At 69.2% G+C, this 17,629-nt stretch carries 17 protein-coding genes; 8 read left to right on the top strand and 9 right to left on the bottom strand.

Annotated features, from left to right (window positions below):
* The first annotated feature begins 57 nt into the window (after positions 1-57).
* A complete protein-coding gene (locus tag NNI01S_RS25860) occupies positions 58-648 on the top strand; it encodes a hypothetical protein (RefSeq protein ID WP_063022762.1) in 591 nt (196 codons plus the stop codon).
* 189 nt (positions 649-837) lie between these two features.
* Here the strand turns inward: NNI01S_RS25860 and NNI01S_RS25865 are convergent, their stop codons facing one another.
* From NNI01S_RS25865 to NNI01S_RS25885, 5 genes are all read right to left on the bottom strand, one after another.
* The gene (locus tag NNI01S_RS25865) at positions 838-1,656 is read right to left on the bottom strand and encodes a class II glutamine amidotransferase (protein ID WP_063022764.1); all 819 of its coding nucleotides are present in this window, start codon (positions 1,654-1,656) and stop codon (positions 838-840) included.
* 137 nt (positions 1,657-1,793) lie between these two features.
* A complete protein-coding gene (locus tag NNI01S_RS25870; protein ID WP_063022875.1) occupies positions 1,794-2,843 on the bottom strand; it encodes an ABC transporter ATP-binding protein in 1,050 nt (349 codons plus the stop codon).
* The gene (modB, locus tag NNI01S_RS25875; protein ID WP_063022873.1) at positions 2,840-3,598 is read right to left on the bottom strand and encodes a molybdate ABC transporter permease subunit; all 759 of its coding nucleotides are present in this window, start codon (positions 3,596-3,598) and stop codon (positions 2,840-2,842) included. The genes NNI01S_RS25870 and modB overlap by 4 nt, the downstream gene beginning before the upstream one ends.
* Before the next feature lie 50 nt (positions 3,599-3,648).
* On the bottom strand, positions 3,649-4,434 hold the full coding sequence (gene modA / locus NNI01S_RS25880; protein ID WP_245676373.1) for a molybdate ABC transporter substrate-binding protein: 786 nt from the start codon (positions 4,432-4,434) through the stop codon (positions 3,649-3,651).
* Positions 4,435-4,439: 5 nt separating this feature from the next.
* The gene (locus tag NNI01S_RS25885) at positions 4,440-4,868 is read right to left on the bottom strand and encodes a TOBE domain-containing protein (protein WP_435825102.1); all 429 of its coding nucleotides are present in this window, start codon (positions 4,866-4,868) and stop codon (positions 4,440-4,442) included.
* A 277-nt stretch (positions 4,869-5,145) separates the two neighbouring features.
* Here NNI01S_RS25885 and NNI01S_RS25890 point away from each other — a divergent pair, with 277 nt between their 5' ends.
* The 5 genes from NNI01S_RS25890 (at position 5,146) to NNI01S_RS25910 (ending at position 11,419) form a co-directional block, all read left to right on the top strand.
* The gene (locus tag NNI01S_RS25890; protein ID WP_063022768.1) at positions 5,146-6,342 is read left to right on the top strand and encodes a PucR family transcriptional regulator; all 1,197 of its coding nucleotides are present in this window, start codon (positions 5,146-5,148) and stop codon (positions 6,340-6,342) included.
* Between the two features lie 165 nt (positions 6,343-6,507).
* Complete coding sequence (lpdA, locus tag NNI01S_RS25895) at positions 6,508-7,959, top strand: dihydrolipoyl dehydrogenase (protein ID WP_063022771.1); 1,452 nt, start codon at positions 6,508-6,510, stop codon at positions 7,957-7,959.
* An 11-nt stretch (positions 7,960-7,970) separates the two neighbouring features.
* Positions 7,971-9,134: a pyruvate dehydrogenase (acetyl-transferring) E1 component subunit alpha gene (gene pdhA, locus NNI01S_RS25900; protein ID WP_084489315.1), complete on the top strand. Its 1,164-nt coding sequence runs from the start codon at positions 7,971-7,973 to the stop codon at positions 9,132-9,134.
* A gap of 19 nt (positions 9,135-9,153) precedes the next feature.
* Positions 9,154-10,137, top strand: coding sequence for an alpha-ketoacid dehydrogenase subunit beta (locus NNI01S_RS25905; RefSeq protein WP_218019264.1), 984 nt, complete (start codon positions 9,154-9,156; stop codon positions 10,135-10,137).
* Positions 10,138-10,156: 19 nt separating this feature from the next.
* Entirely contained in the window at positions 10,157-11,419 is a 1,263-nt protein-coding gene (locus tag NNI01S_RS25910) for a dihydrolipoamide acetyltransferase family protein (protein WP_174554497.1), read from the top strand.
* A gap of 53 nt (positions 11,420-11,472) precedes the next feature.
* Here the strand turns inward: NNI01S_RS25910 and NNI01S_RS25915 are convergent, their stop codons facing one another.
* Positions 11,473-11,946 (bottom strand): iron chaperone, encoded by a 474-nt coding sequence (locus NNI01S_RS25915; RefSeq protein WP_063022775.1) that lies wholly within the window; start codon positions 11,944-11,946, stop codon positions 11,473-11,475.
* A 52-nt stretch (positions 11,947-11,998) separates the two neighbouring features.
* Positions 11,999-12,355 (bottom strand): VOC family protein, encoded by a 357-nt coding sequence (locus NNI01S_RS25920; protein ID WP_063022883.1) that lies wholly within the window; start codon positions 12,353-12,355, stop codon positions 11,999-12,001.
* Between the two features lie 216 nt (positions 12,356-12,571).
* Here NNI01S_RS25920 and NNI01S_RS25925 point away from each other — a divergent pair, with 216 nt between their 5' ends.
* Entirely contained in the window at positions 12,572-15,370 is a 2,799-nt protein-coding gene (locus NNI01S_RS25925; protein WP_063022777.1) for an ATP-binding protein, read from the top strand.
* A 23-nt stretch (positions 15,371-15,393) separates the two neighbouring features.
* Here the strand turns inward: NNI01S_RS25925 and NNI01S_RS25930 are convergent, their stop codons facing one another.
* Positions 15,394-15,648, bottom strand: coding sequence for a hypothetical protein (locus tag NNI01S_RS25930; RefSeq protein ID WP_063022779.1), 255 nt, complete (start codon positions 15,646-15,648; stop codon positions 15,394-15,396).
* A gap of 18 nt (positions 15,649-15,666) precedes the next feature.
* Between NNI01S_RS25930 and NNI01S_RS25935 the strand changes: the two genes are divergently transcribed.
* The gene (locus NNI01S_RS25935; RefSeq protein WP_063022780.1) at positions 15,667-16,320 is read left to right on the top strand and encodes a hypothetical protein; all 654 of its coding nucleotides are present in this window, start codon (positions 15,667-15,669) and stop codon (positions 16,318-16,320) included.
* 156 nt (positions 16,321-16,476) lie between these two features.
* On the opposite strand, the gene NNI01S_RS25940 is transcribed toward NNI01S_RS25935, so the two are convergent.
* Positions 16,477-17,502 carry an ABC transporter substrate-binding protein gene (locus NNI01S_RS25940; protein WP_063022782.1) on the bottom strand — a complete coding sequence of 342 codons (1,026 nt, stop codon included), beginning with the start codon at positions 17,500-17,502 and terminating at the stop codon, positions 16,477-16,479.
* Positions 17,503-17,629 lie beyond the last annotated feature (127 nt).

Raw genomic sequence — 17,629 nt, forward strand, 5'->3', positions numbered from 1 at the left:
TCTTGCATGGAAACCGGAGCGGAGCACGTCCGCTCGGCAGCAGAAGGGAAATCAGGAATGAAAAGCCACGAATTGGTCAGTGATACAAAGCGAACCGGCCGGATCAGCCGGTTCTCCTACCGGGTGCTCGTCCCCACGGTGGCCGTTGCCGCTGTATTGGCCCCTTCGGTGTCCGCGCCGCAGGCCGTCGCGGCACCCGCGAAGTGCTCGCCTTCGCGGGCCGGCGTCGTCGTGTGTGTCGTCGAAGGTGTGACATGGCTGATCAAAGAAGGCGCCAAGACCCTCGTCATCGACGGTGTCCTGAAACTCACCGGCCAACTGTTCCAAGCGCAGACCGGCCCGCGAACAATGGAGGAGAAGATTCGCAACGCGCCGCGGGTGGACCCGAACTCGATTCGCGATCCCCAGGATCTGGTCCGGAAGGCAGCGGATCTGCCCATGCGGACCGACGGCATCGGCCACACCGCGGTGGTGAAAGGCGATGCGGTCGCGTTGTTCCGCAGGTTGGCGCACGGCCAGCGCCTCGGCGACAACAGCTACCGCAACGGCGTGGAGACAGTCACGCTGACACCCGGCACGAAGTCGGAGCCGCCGAGGATCACCATCTCCAACGCCGCGACGAAGACCGCGGTCATCGTGCTCGAGTAGACCGGATCGAACGCTCCGGGCGGCTGGGCCGGACACCAGGCGGTGTCCGGCCCAGTTCGTGCCGGAGCTACGCGCACCGTGGGGGCACGCGCACCTCCGGCGCGGCCGAGACGCCGAAGGCCGACACGCCCGAGATCGCCGGGCATCGGCGCGGCGCAGTATGAGGGGCGAGTGGCCGGAATGGGCTGTTCAGGGGGCGATCGGCTGGAACGAGCGCGTTTCGTCGTGGCCGAGACGGACGACACCGGCCGACGATTCCTCGACCTCGTTCCACGCCCCTGGCAGGTCGCGCAGCGGCTCGGAAACCACGAAGCGGGCCTCCTCGCCGAGCTCGCGCAGCGCTTTCACCTCCGGATGCAGCGCACGTACCTTCGCGACGTCGTTGGAGTAGAACAGCGACCGCGATCGCTGTTCGGTGGAGTACCGGAAGAACCACATGGACTCACCGTCGGTGGTCGCGACCGTCATCTGCACCGGGGCGTCGACCCCGTATGCGCGGCCGACGTCTTCGACGAAGCCGACCGCGCGGGCGACCGCGGTGAACGGGTCCTCGACGAGTCCGAAGGTCAACGCCAGGAAGAAGAGGGCTTCGGAATCCGTCGAACCCTCGATGTCGGTGAACAGGGCCGGCTCGACCGCGGTGAGCAGATCGCGCTTGAACTGGTGGAAACCGAGCACCGAGCCGTTGTGCATCCACAACCAGTGTCCGTGCCGGAACGGGTGACAATTACTGCGTTGCACCGCGGTTCCGGTCGACGCGCGCACATGCGCGAAGAACAGCGACGTGCGCACCTGGGCCGTGATCTCCCGCAGGTTGCGGTCGTTCCACGCCGGCTCGATGCCCTTGAACACCGCGGGGCGCGGCCCTTCGCCGTACCAGCCGATCCCGAAGCCGTCACCGTTCGTGGTCGTCGCACCGAGCCGCGAGTGCAGGCTCTGATCGATCAACGAGTGCGCCGGCCGGAACAGGAGGTCCTCGGCCAGGATCGGCTCTCCTGAATAAGCCATCCACCTGCACATATATCGATTGAAGCAAAGCGGGCGGAATTCGGCCACAAGCGCCGGTGCTCATGCTGTGGCTGCACGATACTTCCCGTCGGCCCGCGGGAGCCCGGCGCCGAATCCAGGCCACGCGCCCGCCGCCCTCATGCCGGATAGGAACGAGTTTCGGTGGCCTTTACCGCGGCCCACAGCCGTTGCCCCGGCCGCAGGCGCAATTCGGCCACCGTGGCCGGTGTGATGTCGGCGAGTACGGGCGGTGACCCGTCGAGACGAATGCGCGTGATGTGCGCGTGTTGCTCGATCCCGCTGATGGTGACCGGCCAGCTGTTGCGGGGGCTGCCCGCAGGTTGGTGCGGATGCAGGCTCACCGCGTTGGGGCTGAATGCCACGTGGACGCGCCCCTGGGTGGGTTCGGCGAGCGTGATGCCGCCGCCGCCGTCCAGCTCGACCCTCGTGCCGTGCGCGGTGCCGCGGTAGAGATTGAGGCCCATGAGGGTGGCCACGTAGTCCGAGCGAGGCTTCGCCGCCACCTGCGCGGGCGGGCCCTGTTGGACGACCGCGCCGTCCTCCAGGATGACCAGCCGGTCGGCGAGGACCATGGCGTCGAGCGGGTCGTGCGTGACCAGAACTGTGTGGCCGGGATAGTCGCGCAGGTGGTGGGCGAGATCCGAGCGCACTCGGACCTTGGTGCCCGCGTCCAGCGCGGCGAGCGGTTCGTCGAGCAGCAACAGTTGCGGTTCGGTGGCCAGCGCACGGGCCAGCGCCACCCGCTGCGCCTGCCCGCCCGACAGCGCCCGGGGTTTGCGGTGCGCGTGATCCGCCAGCCCGACACGCGCGAGCCATCGAGTGGCGCGCTCGCGCGCGGCGACGCGGTGATATCCGCGGGCGCGCAGGCCGAAGGCGACGTTCTCCAGCGCCGACAGGTGCCCGAACAGCAGGTAGTCCTGGAAGACGACGCCGACCCGCCGACGTTCGGCGGGCACGAACGTCGACGGTGGCGCATCCCAGGTGAGGCCATCCAGCCGGATGTGCCCGTCGGTCAGCGCGATCAACCCCGCCAGGGCACGCAAAGCCGTGGTCTTGCCCGCCCCGTTCGGCCCGAGCAAGGCCACCACCTCGCCGGGGGCGGCGTCCAACGGCAACTCGAGCGCGAAACGTCCGCGCTGGAGGCGCAGATCGGCCGCCAAACTCACATCGCCCCCCGGATCCACCGTTCGCGCAATGCGACCAGCACGGCGACCGAGACGGCGAGCAGCACCAGGCTCAGCACGATCGCGGCGTCCGGATCGGTCTCCAGCGCGAGATAGACCGCCAGCGGCATGGTGGTGGTGCGTCCGGGGAAGTTGCCTGCGAAGGTGATGGTGGCGCCGAACTCGCCGAGCGCACGCGCCCAGCACAGCACCGCGCCCGCCGCCACGCCGGGCAGCACCGACGGCAGCGTCACCCGGCGGAAGGCGTACCAGCGGGTGGCGCCGAGCGTGGCGGCCGCCTCCTCGAAGCGAGGATCGGCCGCTCGCAGGGCACCTTCGACGGAGATCACCAGAAATGGCATGGCCACGAACGCTTCGGCCACGATCACCCCGGCGGTGGTGAACGGCAGGGAGATACCCGTCCATTCGTAGAGATACCGTCCGATCAGGCCGCGCCGCCCGAGCACCAGCAGCAGTGCGACACCACCCACTACCGGCGGCAACACCAGCGGCACGGTCACCAAGGCGCGGATCAGCCCGCCTCCCGGCAGTGCGGCGCGCGCGAGCACCCAGGCCAGCGGAATACCCAGAAGCAGGCAGATCGCCGTGGCCACGGTCGCGCACACCAGGGACAGCCGCAGCGCGCGGCCCACTTCGGCACTGAACAGCCGATCCGGCATGGTCGCCCACGGCGCACGCCACAGCAGCCCGAGCAGTGGCACGAGCAGGAACGCCAGCCCGCAGACGGCGGGCAGCATCAGCGCGACCGGTCGCCGCCCGAGCACCGCCCGCCGCCGCGAGGGCGCGATCACGGGGTGTCGAATCCCGCCGCGGCGAAGACCGCCTTGGCCTTCTGCGAGGTCACGAAGTCGACGAACGCCGCGGCGGCCGCCGCGTTCGGCGCGTGGGCCAGCGGCGCGACCGGGTAGTCGTTGATCGCCTCGGCCGATTCCGGGAAGTCGATGCCCTCGGCCTTGTCACCCGCGGCCTCGACGTCGGTGCGGTACACCAGCGCGGCGTCGACCTCCCCGAGCGTGACCTTGGTCAGCACCGCTTTCACGTCCTGCTCACGCGTATCGGGTCGCGGAGTGATGCCCGCGGTCTGGAAGACCTTCTCGGCCGCGGCACCGCAGGGCGCCTGCGCCGCGCACAACGCGAGCTTGGGCTCCGTCTTGCCGAAATCGGCCAGCCCCGTGATGTGTCCCGGATTGCCCTTCGGCACCACGATCTCGAGCCGGTTGCGCACGAAAGTCACCGGCGCGGTGGTGACCTCGCCCTCGTCGCGCACCTGCTGCATGTTCTTCGGAGCGGCCGAGGCGAACACGTCGGCCGGTGCGCCCTGGTTGATCTGTTCGGCGAGTGCGGAACTCGCGCCGAAGCTGTAGATCACCTTCACGCCCGGATGCGCGGCCTCGAACTGCCTGCCGAGTTCGCCGAACGTCTCGGTGAGCGACGCCGCGGCGAACACGGTCACGGTGCCCGACACGTGCTGTCCGTCGGCGTGCTCGGTCGTGCCGTCCGAACCGCAGCCCGCCGCGGTCACGACAGCCAGCACGGTCGCGGTCGCGGCACCCCACTTGCGAATCATTGCCATTCTCGTCAACTTTCCGGGATCTCCACGACGACGTGCGTGGACTTCACCGACGCGACAGCGACGCTGCCGACTTCCAGACCGAGTTCCTCGACCGATTCCCGGCTCAGCAGCGACACCAGGCGGAATGGTCCGGCCTGCATCTCCACCTGCGCCATCACGGTGTCCTTCACGACCCGGGTCACGATTCCGCGCATCCGGTTGCGCGCCGACGCGGCGACCGTCGTACCGGGTGCGGGCGCCTCGGCATTGGCACGCAGGAATTGGGCGAGTTCGCGGCCGCTGACTCCTTTGCGGCCGTTGTCGAGCTGAATCGCGGTGAGCCGGCCCTGATCGATCCATCGACGCACCGTGTCGTCGCTGACGCCGAGCAACGCGGCTGCTTCAGTGATCCGTAGATTCGACACAAGCTCCAGCATATTGCCGCATGCACGGATACAGAAGCGGATTCGAACCGCGATCGCGATTACTCGCGCACCCTGTCGAGCGAACCGTCGCCACACACCTGCCCATCACCTCGAATGCTACTTTTCTGCGGGATCAGATCCTCATCGACGGTGATTTCCGTAGATTTTCGCCGTCATTGCCCAATCGTCACCGATCGCTCACCGGACGGAGGTCTCCGCAGTGCGCCGACCAGGCGGCGATACGGTCGTGGTCATGCCGCCAGCCGCGTAGTCGTGGGCGCGGCCGACGCGAAGGACCCCGAGCGACATGTCGACATCGAAGAAGGCCGTCCCGGAAACCTGCACGCAGGAGTTGGTGGCCGCCTGCCGTGCGGAGATTCCGGCGCTGACCGACCGGCTGATAGCGGAGATCTTCACCGACAACCCGGAATGGACCGACTACTCGACGGTCGCCCGCGCCGACCTGGTCGACGGCTGCCGCCGCTACGTGACCCGCATACTCGACCTGCTCGGTACGCCGACGACCGCCTTCGACGACGAGGTAGCGGCGTCCATCGGCCGGCGCCGCGCCGAACAGGGCGTGCCACTCGAAGCCATGCTGCGCACCTTCCGGCTCGGCGGGCGGATCGTGTGGGAGGTGCTGCTGGACAAGGCGGACGAACTCGCCCCCGCCGGGATTCGCGCGGTCGGCACCGCGTTGTGGGCGGTGATCGACGGGCTGTCCTCGTCGCTGGTCACCTCCTACCGCAATACCGAACTCGAGCAGTTGCGCCGCGACGAACGCCGCCGCCACGCTCTGCTCGAGGACCTGCTCGCCGGCCGCGCCCACGACACCACCTTCGCCGCGCGCGCCGCCCGGGAGCTGAACCTCCCGGTCGCAAGCGGCTATCTCGTCGTCGTCGCCGATGGCGGCGGCGCGGCGGTGCACACCGGCACGGAGGCAGCGTTGGCCGCGGTCGGCATTCGGTCGGTGTGGCACGATCGCGTCGACTCGACGGTGGGCTTGATAGCGGTCGAGCGCCACGACGTCGCCGCGGTATTACGACGGATCGAACCCCGCATCCGCGGACGAGCAGGCGCCTCCCCCGCGGTCAGCGGGCTGGCGCAGGTCGGCACGGCGCACGGCTGGGCGCTGCTGACACTGCAGACCCTGCCCCTGGACGCGACGGGACTCGTGCCGCTGCACCAGCGCTTCCAGCACGCGCTGCTGCTGCGCTCGACCGACCTGACCGACATGCTGATCACGCACACACTCGGTCCGGTCCTGGCGCTGCCCGCCCCCGAACGTGCGACACTGCTGGACACCTTGGCCGCCTGGCTGGCGCAGGACTGCTCCGCGGCCCATGCCGCGGCGCGACTGCACTGCCACCGCAACACCGTCATCAATCGGCTCCACCGCGTCTCGACCCTGCTCGGCCGCCCGCTCGACGGCCAGCGCAACTATGTGGAACTGTCCCTGGCGCTGGCTGCGCTCGATCTCGTCGGGCCACCGGACGGAGCCTGATGCCACCGACCTCTCCTCGCTCGATTGGGCGCTGAGCCCAATTCGATGACCGCACTACTGGGCTTCGTGGCGATTGTCTGTGCACTCCGCTACCGCAACACTCGATAGCGATCCGCCCCACAACCAATGGTGGATCGAATCAATCGAGGACGAGGAGCACCACGAGTGCCGGATTTCGATCTACTGGTGGTCGGCGGTGGCCCGGGCGGATATGTCGCGGCCATCCGCGCAGCCCAACGCGGCCTGCGTGTCGGCTTGGTGGAGAAGGAGCGCCCGGGCGGAGTCTGCCTGAACTGGGGCTGTATTCCCACCAAAGCGATGCTGCGCTCCGCGGAGATCTTCCAGACCATCACCGCCGCAGCTGATTTCGGCATCCACGCCGACAACGTGCGCTATGACTTCGCCGCGGTGCGCCGCCGCAAGGACGACATCGTCGAGCGACTCACCGGCGGTGTGGCGAGCCTGCTCGCCGCGAACGGCGTCACGGTGATCGAAGGGCATGCGCGCTTCACCGGCCCGACCAGTGTCGAAGTGTTCGAGGCGGGCAGCTCGCCGATCTTCCCGGGCGGCCCCCGCTACGCCGCCGCACCGACCGCGACCGCCACCCGCACGCTCAGCGCGAAGGATGTCGTCATCGCGACCGGATCGGTGCCCGCGCGGCTGCCGATTCCGGGCGCGGACCTGCCGGGCGTCATCACCTCCGACGGCGCGTTCGGGCTGACCGAGGTGCCCGGACGCCTGGTCGTCATCGGCGGCAGTGCGGTCGGCGCGGAATGGGCCAGCCTGTTCGCGAGCTTCGGCAGCCAGGTCACCGTCGTCGAAATGCAGGACACCTTGGTCCCGCTGGAGGACGCCGATGTGGGCGCCGCACTGGGACGGTCGTTCACCGAGCGCGGCATCACCGTGCTCACCGGCTCCACGGTCGAGGCCATCACGCAGGCCGACGCGCTGCGGGTGACCGTGGCGGGCGAGCACGCGCGCGAACTGGCCGCGGACGTGGTGCTGGTCGGCGTCGGACGCCGTCCGAATACCGCCGACCTCGGTCTGGACACCGCCGGAGTAGCCACCGACACCCGCGGCTTCATCCCCGTGGATGAGCAGTTGCGCACCGGAGTCGAGCACGTCTACGCCATCGGCGACGTCACCGGCCGCGCCCTGCTCGCGCACGTCGCCTCGCACCAAGGGCTCACCGCCGCCGACGTGATCGCCGGGCACCCGGCGCACATCGACTACACCGCGATCCCCGCCGCTACCTTCACCCACCCCGAGATCGCCAGCGTCGGGCTCACGGAGGCGAAGGCCCGCGCTGCCGGGCACGACGTCGTCACCGCGCGCTTCCCCTTCGCGGCGCTGGGCCGGGCCCAGACCTTCGGCGACACCGAGGGCTTCGTGAAAATCGTCGCCGGACAGCGTCATCGGGAAGTGCTCGGCGTGCACATCATCGGCCCGTCGGCCAGTGACCTGATCACCGAAGGCGCACTGGCCATTTCCCTGGAGGCGACGCTCGACGAACTCGCCGACACCATCCACGCCCACCCCACTCTCGGCGAGATCGGCATGGAGGCGGCCCTGGCCGGGCTCGGACTGCCCGTGCACATCGCGCCCAGGAAGCGTTGAGGAGCCCTGCCGTGACCACCAGCACCACCGCCCGCACACCGAGCCGCAAGACGACGCGGCCCGCTGCCGCGCGATCCTCCGCGCCGGCCCAGCCCGGCGCCGAGAACCGCGAGACCGACGCCGCCGCGCAGCACTCGGGGGACGCCGCCGACGCACGCATCGCCGCGGAGGATCCCGGCACGCTGCGGGGGCTGTACCGCGACATGCTGTTCGTGCGCCGCTTCGAGGAGCGCACCGCGCAGAGCTACCAGCAGGCGAAGATCGGCGGCTACTGCCATCTCAACCTCGGCGAGGAGGCCACCGTGGTCGGGCTCGGCGCGGCCATGCGCCCCACCGACTACCTGTTCACCAACTACCGCGAGCACGGCTACGCGCTGGCCAAAGGCATCGAGCCCGGCCGGGTCATGGCGGAACTGTACGGCCGTTCCACCGGCACCTCTAAGGGCTGGGGCGGCTCCATGCACATGTACGACACCGCGACCCGCATGCTGGGTGGTTACGCCATCGTGGGCGGCCAGGTTCCGCTGGCCGTCGGCGCGGCGCTGGCCATCGACTACCGCGGCGACGACGACGTGGTCGTGTGCCAAATGGGCGAGGGCACGACGAACATCGGCGCGTTCCACGAGTCGCTGAACATCGCGGCCCTGTGGAACCTGCCGGTGGTGTTCCTGGTGATCAACAACCAGACCGGGATGGGCACCACGGTCGAACGCTCCTCCGCCGAACCGGATCTGTGGAAGAGAGCCGCCTCCTACCGCATGCGCGGGGAGCGCGTCGACGGCACCGATGTCCTCGCCGTCCGCGACATGGCCGGCGAGCTGATCGAAACCGCCCGCCGGGAGCGCAAACCCGCACTGCTCGAGGCGGTCAGTCACCGCCTCAAGGGCCATTCCGTAGTCGATCCGGCGAGATACCGCACCGAGGACGCGGTGGCGACCGCCCGGAGCAACGATCCGGTCGACCGCTGGCGTGACGCGCTGCTGACCGCCGGTGTGCTGGACGAGGATTCCGCGGCCGCGCTCGAAGCCGAGGTGGCCGACGCGGTCGCCGACGCGGTCGAATTCGCCGACGCCAGTCCGCATCCGGAGCCGTCGAGCCTGTTCGACTTCAATTACGCGACGCCCGTGGCGGGCGACTCGCGCCGTCTGCCCGCCGATCCGCTCTTCACCACGTAAGGACACCACCGTGGCTGTCATGACCTACCGCGAAGCGCTGCGCGAAACCCTCCGCGAGCAGATGCGGCGCGACGACGATGTCTTCCTCATCGGGGAGGAGATCGGCGTCTTCGAAGGCTCCTACAAGATCACCGCCGGACTGCTGGCCGAATTCGGCGAGAAGCGGGTCCGCGACACTCCCATCGCCGAGGAGGGCTTCGTCGGGGCGGCGATCGGTGCCGCCATGCTCGGGCTGCGTCCGGTCGTGGAGATCATGACGATCAACTTCTCGCTGCTGGCGTTGGATCAGATCGTCAACCACGCCGCCAAGATCTACGGCATGTTCGGCGGACAGACCAGCGTGCCGATGGTCATCCGCACCCCGGGCGGCGGCGGCCAGCAGCTGGGCGCGACACATTCGCAGAACGTGGAGCTGTATTACGCGTTCGTTCCGGGCCTGAAAGTGGTCGCGCCGAGCACGCCGGCCGACGCGCGGGCGCTGCTCGAGGCCGCCATCGCAGACGACGATCCGGTGCTGTTCCTGGAGAACCTGTCGCTCTACAACACCAAAGGTGAAGTGCCGGACAACCTTCCGGCAGCACAGATCGGCAAGGCCGCGGTCACGAGGACCGGTTCCGACATCACGCTGATCGGCTACTCCCGCATGGCCACGGTCTGCTCCGAAGTCGCCGAACGACTCGCCGCCGACGGTTTCTCGGCCGAGGTCGTCGACCTGCGCAGCCTTCGTCCGCTCGACCGCGCCACCCTGGTCGAATCCGTCCGTAAAACCGGCTGCGCCGTGATCGGCGAGGACGACTGGCTCACCTACGGCATCGGCGCCGAGGTCGCCGCCTCCCTCTCCGACGGCGCCTTCGACTATCTGGACGCCCCGGTTCGCCGGGTGGCCATGGCCGAGGTGCCGCTGCCCTATGCCAAGCCGCTCGAACGGCTCGCCCTGCCGTCGGCCGATTCGCTGTACACCGCCGCCGTGGAAACCCTCACGGCCGTCGGCAAGCGACGCTGAGACACCAGAGGACGCATCCATGCCCGAAATCACCATGCCCCGCCTCTCCGACACCATGGAGGAAGGCGTCATCGTCTCCTGGCTCAAGCAGGTGGGCGATCCGGTCGAGCGAGGCGAAGTCCTCGCGGAGATCGAAACCGACAAGGCGCTCATGGAACTGGAGGCCTACGACGACGGCGTACTCGAGCAGATTCTCGCCGTGGCGGGCGCTCGGGTGCCGATCGGGACGCCCATCGGGCTCATCGGCGACGGCAGCGGCGCCACCGCGAGCGGTAGCGGACCTGACCCCGCGCCACCCGCACCCGCCGAGCGGGCTCCTCGCCACGATGTCGCCGAGCCGGGCACTCGCACAGTGCCGGCTGCCACCGCCGGTGAAACCGTCGCAGCCGATACCCGCGGACCAGCGGGCCGGAAGAAGTCGTCGCCGCTGGCGCGCAAGATCGCCGACGAACTCGGTGTCGACCTCTCCGCCGTGGTGGGCACCGGCCCGGGCGGACGCATCGTCCGCCAGGATGTCGAATCCGCGCATCGCGCAGCGGAACTCGACACGCCTCTGGCAGCCGCTCCGCCGACCGGATTCTCCCCGGCGCAGGGCGACTACGAGGAGATTCCGCTGACCGGTATCCAACGGGTGTCGGCCACGCGGCTCACCGAGAGCAAACAGCAGGCTCCACACATCTATCTGACCACCGCGATCGACGTCACCGAGCTGTTCGGCTTCCGTACGCAGGTGAACGCCACGCTGGCACAGACCGGCGCGAAGGTCAGCGTGAACGATCTGCTGATCAAAGCCGTCGCCGTGACACTGCGGGGCAACCCCTCGGTCAACGTCTCGTTCGCCGGTCAGAAGCTGTTGCGCCACCGTGGCATACACCTCGGCATGGCGGTCGCGACCCCCGCGGGCCTGCTCGTCCCGGTACTGCGCGACGCGGATCGGAAAAGCGTGTCCGAGATCGCCGCCGAGAGTCGCGACAAAGCCGAGCGCGCCCGTGAACGCAAGCTGCGGGCCGAGGAAATGAGCGGCGGCACCTTCACCATCTCCAACCTGGGGATGTTCGGGATCGAGCACTTCACCGCCGTGATCAACCCACCGGAGGCGGCCATCCTGGCCGTCGGCGCAGCCACCGACGAACTGCGCCTGGACGACGGTCACGTCGTGACCCGGAAGATCCTGCGGGTCACCCTGTCCGCCGATCATCGTGTCATCGACGGAGCCGTGGCCGCGCAATTCCTGCAACAGCTGAAGGAATTGCTCGAACACCCGCTCCGCATCGTGACCTGATCCCCACGGCCGGTCGCTTGCCGCACCGAGCCGGTGCGGCAAGGGCGCAGCTGTCAGCCCGCCGCCTTCTGCACCAGGTCGCCGATCCTCGCCTCGTCGGCCGCGGTCAGTTTCGTCAAGGCGAAGGCAGTCGGCCACATGGTGCCGTCGTCGAGGCCGGCGATGTCGTTGAAACCGAAGGTGGCGTAGCGGGATTTGAACTTCTCCGCGCTCTGGAAGAAGCAGAGGACTTTGCCGTCCTTGGCGTACGCGGGCATGCCGTACCAGAGTTTCGGGGACAAGTCCGGGGCGCTGGCCTTGACGACGGCGTGCAGCCGCTCGGCCATGACCCGGTCGGATTCCGACATCCCGGCGATCTTCGCGAGCACGTCCTTCTCTCCGTCCGCCTTCGCCGCCCGCGAGCCCCGGCGCGCGGCCGTCTTCAGCTCCGCGGCGTGCTCTTTCATCGCGGCTCGTTCCTCGTCGGTGAATCCGACGGAGGCCTTGGTCTTGGTGCTGGTGCGTGTGGTGGTCTTCTGCGCGTTCATGACGTGGTCTCCTGTGTGGCGTCTGGGATGAGGGTGGTTCGGGTTTCGGCGCTCAGCGGTCCTGGATCAGCCCGAGGACATTGCCGTCGGTGTCGGTGATGGTGGCGACCAGGCGGCCGCCGCCGACGTCGTGCGCGGGCTCGGTCAGGGTGGCGCCCGCGGCGGTCACCTCCGCGAGCTTCGCCTCCATGTCCGGCACGTGCCAGTAGGCCACCGGTGCGGTCAGCCCTTGCGGCCCGCCGTTCGGCACCAGCCCGATGTGCTGGCCTTCGGCGTCGAAGCCGACGTAGTAGGACGTGTCGGTCTGCGGTGGCACGCCGAGCAGGGCGGTGAACAGCGCCTTGGCCGCCGCCAGGTCCGACACGGGATGCAGGACGGTCTTGATTCCCTGCGTGGGAGAGCTGGACATGATCACTCCTTCGAGTCGTCGGTCACGTGGTCCCGGTGCTCGCCTGTCGAGGTGAACCGGACTGCTCACAGCATCTCCCCCGGCCCCACCGACCCACATCCGTGGCGACCACGGAACCGACCACGGATCCGCGACACCGAGCGTCCACGATGGCGCCACCGGTACAGAACCGACCGCGCAGTCTGAGTGCTACGGGAGTACGGCAGAATCGGTGCCATGGCAGCGACGGTGGAGATTTCGGCTCGGGAAGCCGAGGTGCTGGCGCTGGTGGGGGAACATCTGAGCAACGCCGAGATCGGGGCGCGCCTGTTCATCTCGGTACGCACCGTGGAAAGCCACGTCTCCTCGCTGCTGCGCAAGCTGGAGGTTCCGGATCGGCGGGCGCTGGCCCAGCGCGCCTCCGCTCCGGCTCGTCCCGGCCGGACGCAGCCGGCGCCGGTGTTGCCCGCCCCGCTGACGTCGTTCGTCGGCCGCGGCCGCGAGCGGGCCGAGCTGACCGAGATGATCAGAAAGCACCGGCAGGTGACCGCCGTCGGTCCCGGCGGAGTCGGCAAGACCCGGCTCGCGTTGACGGTCGCCGCAGAGCTGGCCGGCGAGTACCCCGACGGCGTTTGGTTCGTCGACCTGGTCCCCCTCGCCGGCTCGGACACCTGCGCGGTCGCGGGCACCGTCGCCCTCGCGCTCGGCCTCGGTGAGCAGCCCGGCCGCGCGATGGACGAATCGGTTCCTGCCGCACTGGCCGACCGGCACGCCTTGCTCGTACTCGACAACTGCGAGCATGTACGCGACGGCGTGGCGCCGTTCCTCGAACGGCTGCTCGCGACGTGCCCCGGCGTGACGGTGCTGGCGACCAGCCGGGCGCGACTGATGGTGCCGTTCGAACGGGCGTACACCGTCCCGCCGATGTCGTTGACCGGCGACGGCGCGTCGGATGCGGTCGAGCTGTTCATGGAGCGCGCGGAGGCGGGCGGCTGGCCGCCGAATCACGCGCTGCGCGATCAGATCGCCGCGTTCTGCGCGCGCCTGGATGGCGTCGCGCTGGCGATCGAACTGGCCGCCGCCCGCTGGACCACCCTCGGACTGGACGGCCTCGAAGCCGGGCTCTCCGATCAACTCCGGATGCTGGCCGGGGGCTCACGCGCCGAGGACCGGCACCGATCCGTGCGAGCGGCGCTGGACTGGAGTCACGCTCTGCTGGAGCCGGAGGATCGCGTACTGCTGCGCCGGGTATCGGTGTTCATGAAATCGTTCACCGTCGCGGCCGCCGCGGAAGTGGCCGCGTGCGGGAAAAGCGTGGTCGCCGACGGACTGGCCCGGCTCGCCGAGCAGAGCCTGCTGGTGGTGACGGCCTCGGCGAACGGTACCGAATACCGCGCGCTGGAGACCATCCGCCAGTACGGAACCGAGCAGCTCACCGAGGCCGGCGAGCTCGCCGACATCCGGTCTCGCCACCTGAGCTGGTGCCTGACCGAGGCCGCCGCCCTGACGGTGGTAGGCGCGGACTGGCGGCCCCGATTCGACGCGGTGGCCGACGATTTCCGCGCCACGATGGCGTGGGCCGCCGACCGGCCGGAGCGGCGCGCGGATGCGTCCCGCTTGGCCCAGGACATGGCGCAGCTGTGTTTCACCCGCAATCTGATCGGCGAGTCCCAGATGCGCTACGAACAGGCGGCCGCGCTCGCGGACGACCCGGCCACCGCCGCCGCGATGCTCCGGCACGCCGCGGCCGCGGCCGGATGCCAGATGCGGGGCGACGACATGCATCGCCTCCACCGCGCGGCCGCCGAGGCCGCCCTCCGGTCCGGCGACTCCGCAGGCGCAGCCCGCGACCTGGCGACCGCCGCCGCCAACGCGTACCGGTTCGCGAGCAAGTTCGTCCGCCCCCTGCCACCGGAGGAGGCGGTCGCACTCATCACCGAGGCCCAGCAGCTCGCCGGTGCGGACCCGGCGGCTCGGGCCGCTGTGGCGCTGGCCGACGCCGGGCGGACGCTCACCGATGCTCTGACCGACCAGCACTCCTCCGGCGACGCCGTGCCGGCGACCATCGAACGAGCCGAGCATGCGGTCGAACTCGCGCACCGTACGCAGGACCCGCTTGCCGAGTCCGCCGCACTCGACACCCTCGCCGGCGCCCACAGCTTGGCCGGTGACACGTTCACCGCCGCGGCCGTCGCCAAGCGCCGAATGGCGCTGCTGGAGTCCATCCCGAATACAGCGATCGGCACGCCGGAGCTGATCGACGCGCTGGGCGAGGCCGCCGAGGCCGAACTCGGCGCGGGAGACCTGCGGGGCGCTCGCCGATGGGCACAGCGACTCGCGGATCACCCCCTGCTCGCCGAGGTCGGACATCGTGCGACGAGCTGGCTGCTGGTGACCGACGCGCTGGCCGGCCACGCCGGAGGCGTTCGCACCCACAGCGTCCGGTTCCTCGAGGCGTGGCAACGGGTCGGCGACCCGGCCAAGTCGGGCCTCGGTCCGGCGGTAGCGGGTGTGGCGATGATCCACGACCTGTGTGGCGACCACGACGCTCACCGCGAGTGGGACGCGGTGGTTCGCGGGCTGGGCGCGTCACCAGCGCATCTGCACGGATACGGGGCGGTCTTCGACGCGCTCGCGCTGCTCCACCGTGGACGGGCGAGCGAGGCGCTCGAACGGATGGCAGCCGAACCGGGCGAGGTGTGGCGCTGGGTGACGTGGATCTGGCTGCACTGGTATGTGGCGCTGCGGGCGGAAGCCGGCGTGCTCGCAGGGGCATCCGATGCCGTCGAACGCTTGGCCGAGGCCCGGACCGTCGTCGCCGGGAACCCCGTCGCCTACGCCATCGTGCAGCGAGCCGAAGCACTGCTGTCCGGCGACCGCGAACGCCTGCTCGCCACGGCGGACGCGTTCGAGGCAGCCGGTTGCTCCTACCAGTCGGCGCGCACCAGGGTGCTCGCCGGCGGCGACCACGCCGTCCACGGCGCGGCCGCGCTCGCCGACCTCGGCTTCGTCCCCATGGCCCGCGTCGCCTCGTAGGTCGCCGACGCGGCGGGGCGCGCCTATTCGGGCTGCTGTGCCCCGCGACGGAACAATCGCCGGACCAGCCCACGGATGTCGAAAGCGCCTCGCGGTCGCGCAGCGACGGATGCGGCGGTCTCCGGCGCCGACGTCACCTGGGCGAACCGCGCGTGCAACTGTTCACGGACCTGGTCCGGGGTGTAGGCACGGCGGCGGCGCTCGGCGCGCACCACCACGACACCGGTGGCAACCACACCGGCCACACCCGCCAATCCCACTGCCTTCCACCACCTCATACCGCATAGGCTACGACCATGACGGGGACGATCAGCCTCGACCGTGCGGTCGAGGTCACCAGAACGGGCGACATCTGGCTGTTCCGTGGACATTCCACGGCCGACCGGGTGATCCGCATGACGACCAACAGTCCGGTGAACCATGTCGGCATGTCCGTCGTGATCGATGATCTGCCCGCGCTGATCTGGCACGCGGAACTCGGACGGTCCCTGCCCGATATGTGGTCGGGAACCGCGCACCGCGGCGCTCAGCTGCACAACCTGCGCGACGCCGTGCTGGTGTGGGCCCACCGCTACGGTCAGCAGGCCTGGTTGCGCCAGCTCAACCCTCCTGCGGGGCGAGAGCTGGAGGACAGCGCGCTGCGTGCCATCGCCCGGCTCGACGGCACGCCGTTCCCCTCTACCGCGGGCATGGCGGGGCGCTGGCTGCGCGGCCGCGCACGCCTCCCTCGCCGGTCCGGCAGCCGATCGGCTGCCCGGGAGCTGGAGAACGCGTACTGTGCCGAAATCGTCGCCGCCACCTATCAAGCCATGGGACTGCTACCTGAACACCGCAGCCCGGATTGGTATGACCCGGGCCGATTCTGGAGCGGAGACGGACTGCGGCTGTCCGGCGACTACACACTGAGCGGCGAAATCGCCGTGCGGACACCGGCTCGGACGGATTCCTGACGAGGGCCGCCCGACAGCCGGATGCGACAGAGGCTTCCGTTGAAATCACGCCGAATGTTGTTCCCGGCATACCTCCCTTCGCCCAAACGGCTCGAGGGTGCGCCGAGCCGTACCCGGCAGATCAGACATTCGCGCGGCAGCCGAGCCTGATCTGCCTTACCGCTCCTTCGCGTACGGGTTGTACTTGTTCGTGTAGAACTTCGACGGCTCGAACGATCCGGTGATCGCGCCGGTGTCGCGCAGCCAATCCTCCCAGCGCAGGAAATCGGCATCGACGATCACGCCGTTGGTGGCGGGCACTCCGACCGACAGCCAGTATTTCACCGACGAAGCGTCCTCTCCCGAACGCTTCCGTTTCTCGATGATCTCGGTGAACTTCGCGATGACCTGATCACGTGGAGTCGTTTTCTGCCATTCGATGGCTTTGGCGACTCCGTCGACGAAGGCCCGGACACTTTCGGGATTCTCGGCGATGAAGTCGTTGCGGAAAACGTACTGCCCGCCGTTGAACGGGCCGAACTCCTCGTAGTCGGTGAACACCGGCCGCAGTCCGCCGTTCGCGATCGCGCGCTGCTGGAACTGCCCGCTCAATGCCGCGACATCGACCTGCCCGCGCCGAACGGCGTCCTCGGTGTTGGGCGGCGGCAACACCACCAACTGAACCGACTTGATCTGCTGATCGGTGAGACCGATCTTCTTCAGCGCGGTGTGGATATCCGCCTCGGACTGACCCCCCAGAGTGTTGACCCCGATCTTTTTGTCCAGCAGATCTTTCGGAGTTCTGATCGGGCTGTTCTCGGGCACGTAGAACCCGGTGAAGGTCTTCTCATCGGATCCGTAGTAGTTCACCACCGCGGTGATCGGCGCACCGCCCTGTGCCAGCTTGGCCACCGCGCCCCCGAACGCGCCGCCGAAGTCGACCTGGCCGGTTGCCGCCGACTGGATGTCCTGCGGGCCGCTGATGGTATTGCCCTGCCATTCGAGCTCGATTTTGCCGTCGAAGAAGCCGAGATCCTCGGCGAGTTCCGGAATGACGACTTGAGCGGCCCAGCCCTGATAACGCAGAACCGGCACGCCGCCGGACTTCCTGACTTCCCCTCCGCCGCATGCGGTCAGGAGCATCGCCACGGTGGTCGCGACTATCGCGCCTACTAGAAATCTGCTGCGCGCTCGCACGCTCATGCTCTCCCTCACAGATCAGCGACGCACCGGCGCGTCGCAGTGCAGCGATCGTCGAGCATGCGCGAATTCGTGTCGAGGGTTGTCCTCGGCCCGATTCGAAAAGGGCGGCCTGCGACCAGGGTCTACT

Origin of the sequence: Nocardia niwae NBRC 108934 = DSM 45340 (assembly GCF_001613465.1) — a bacterium.
GTDB classification, from domain to species: Bacteria; Actinomycetota; Actinomycetes; order Mycobacteriales; family Mycobacteriaceae; genus Nocardia; species Nocardia niwae.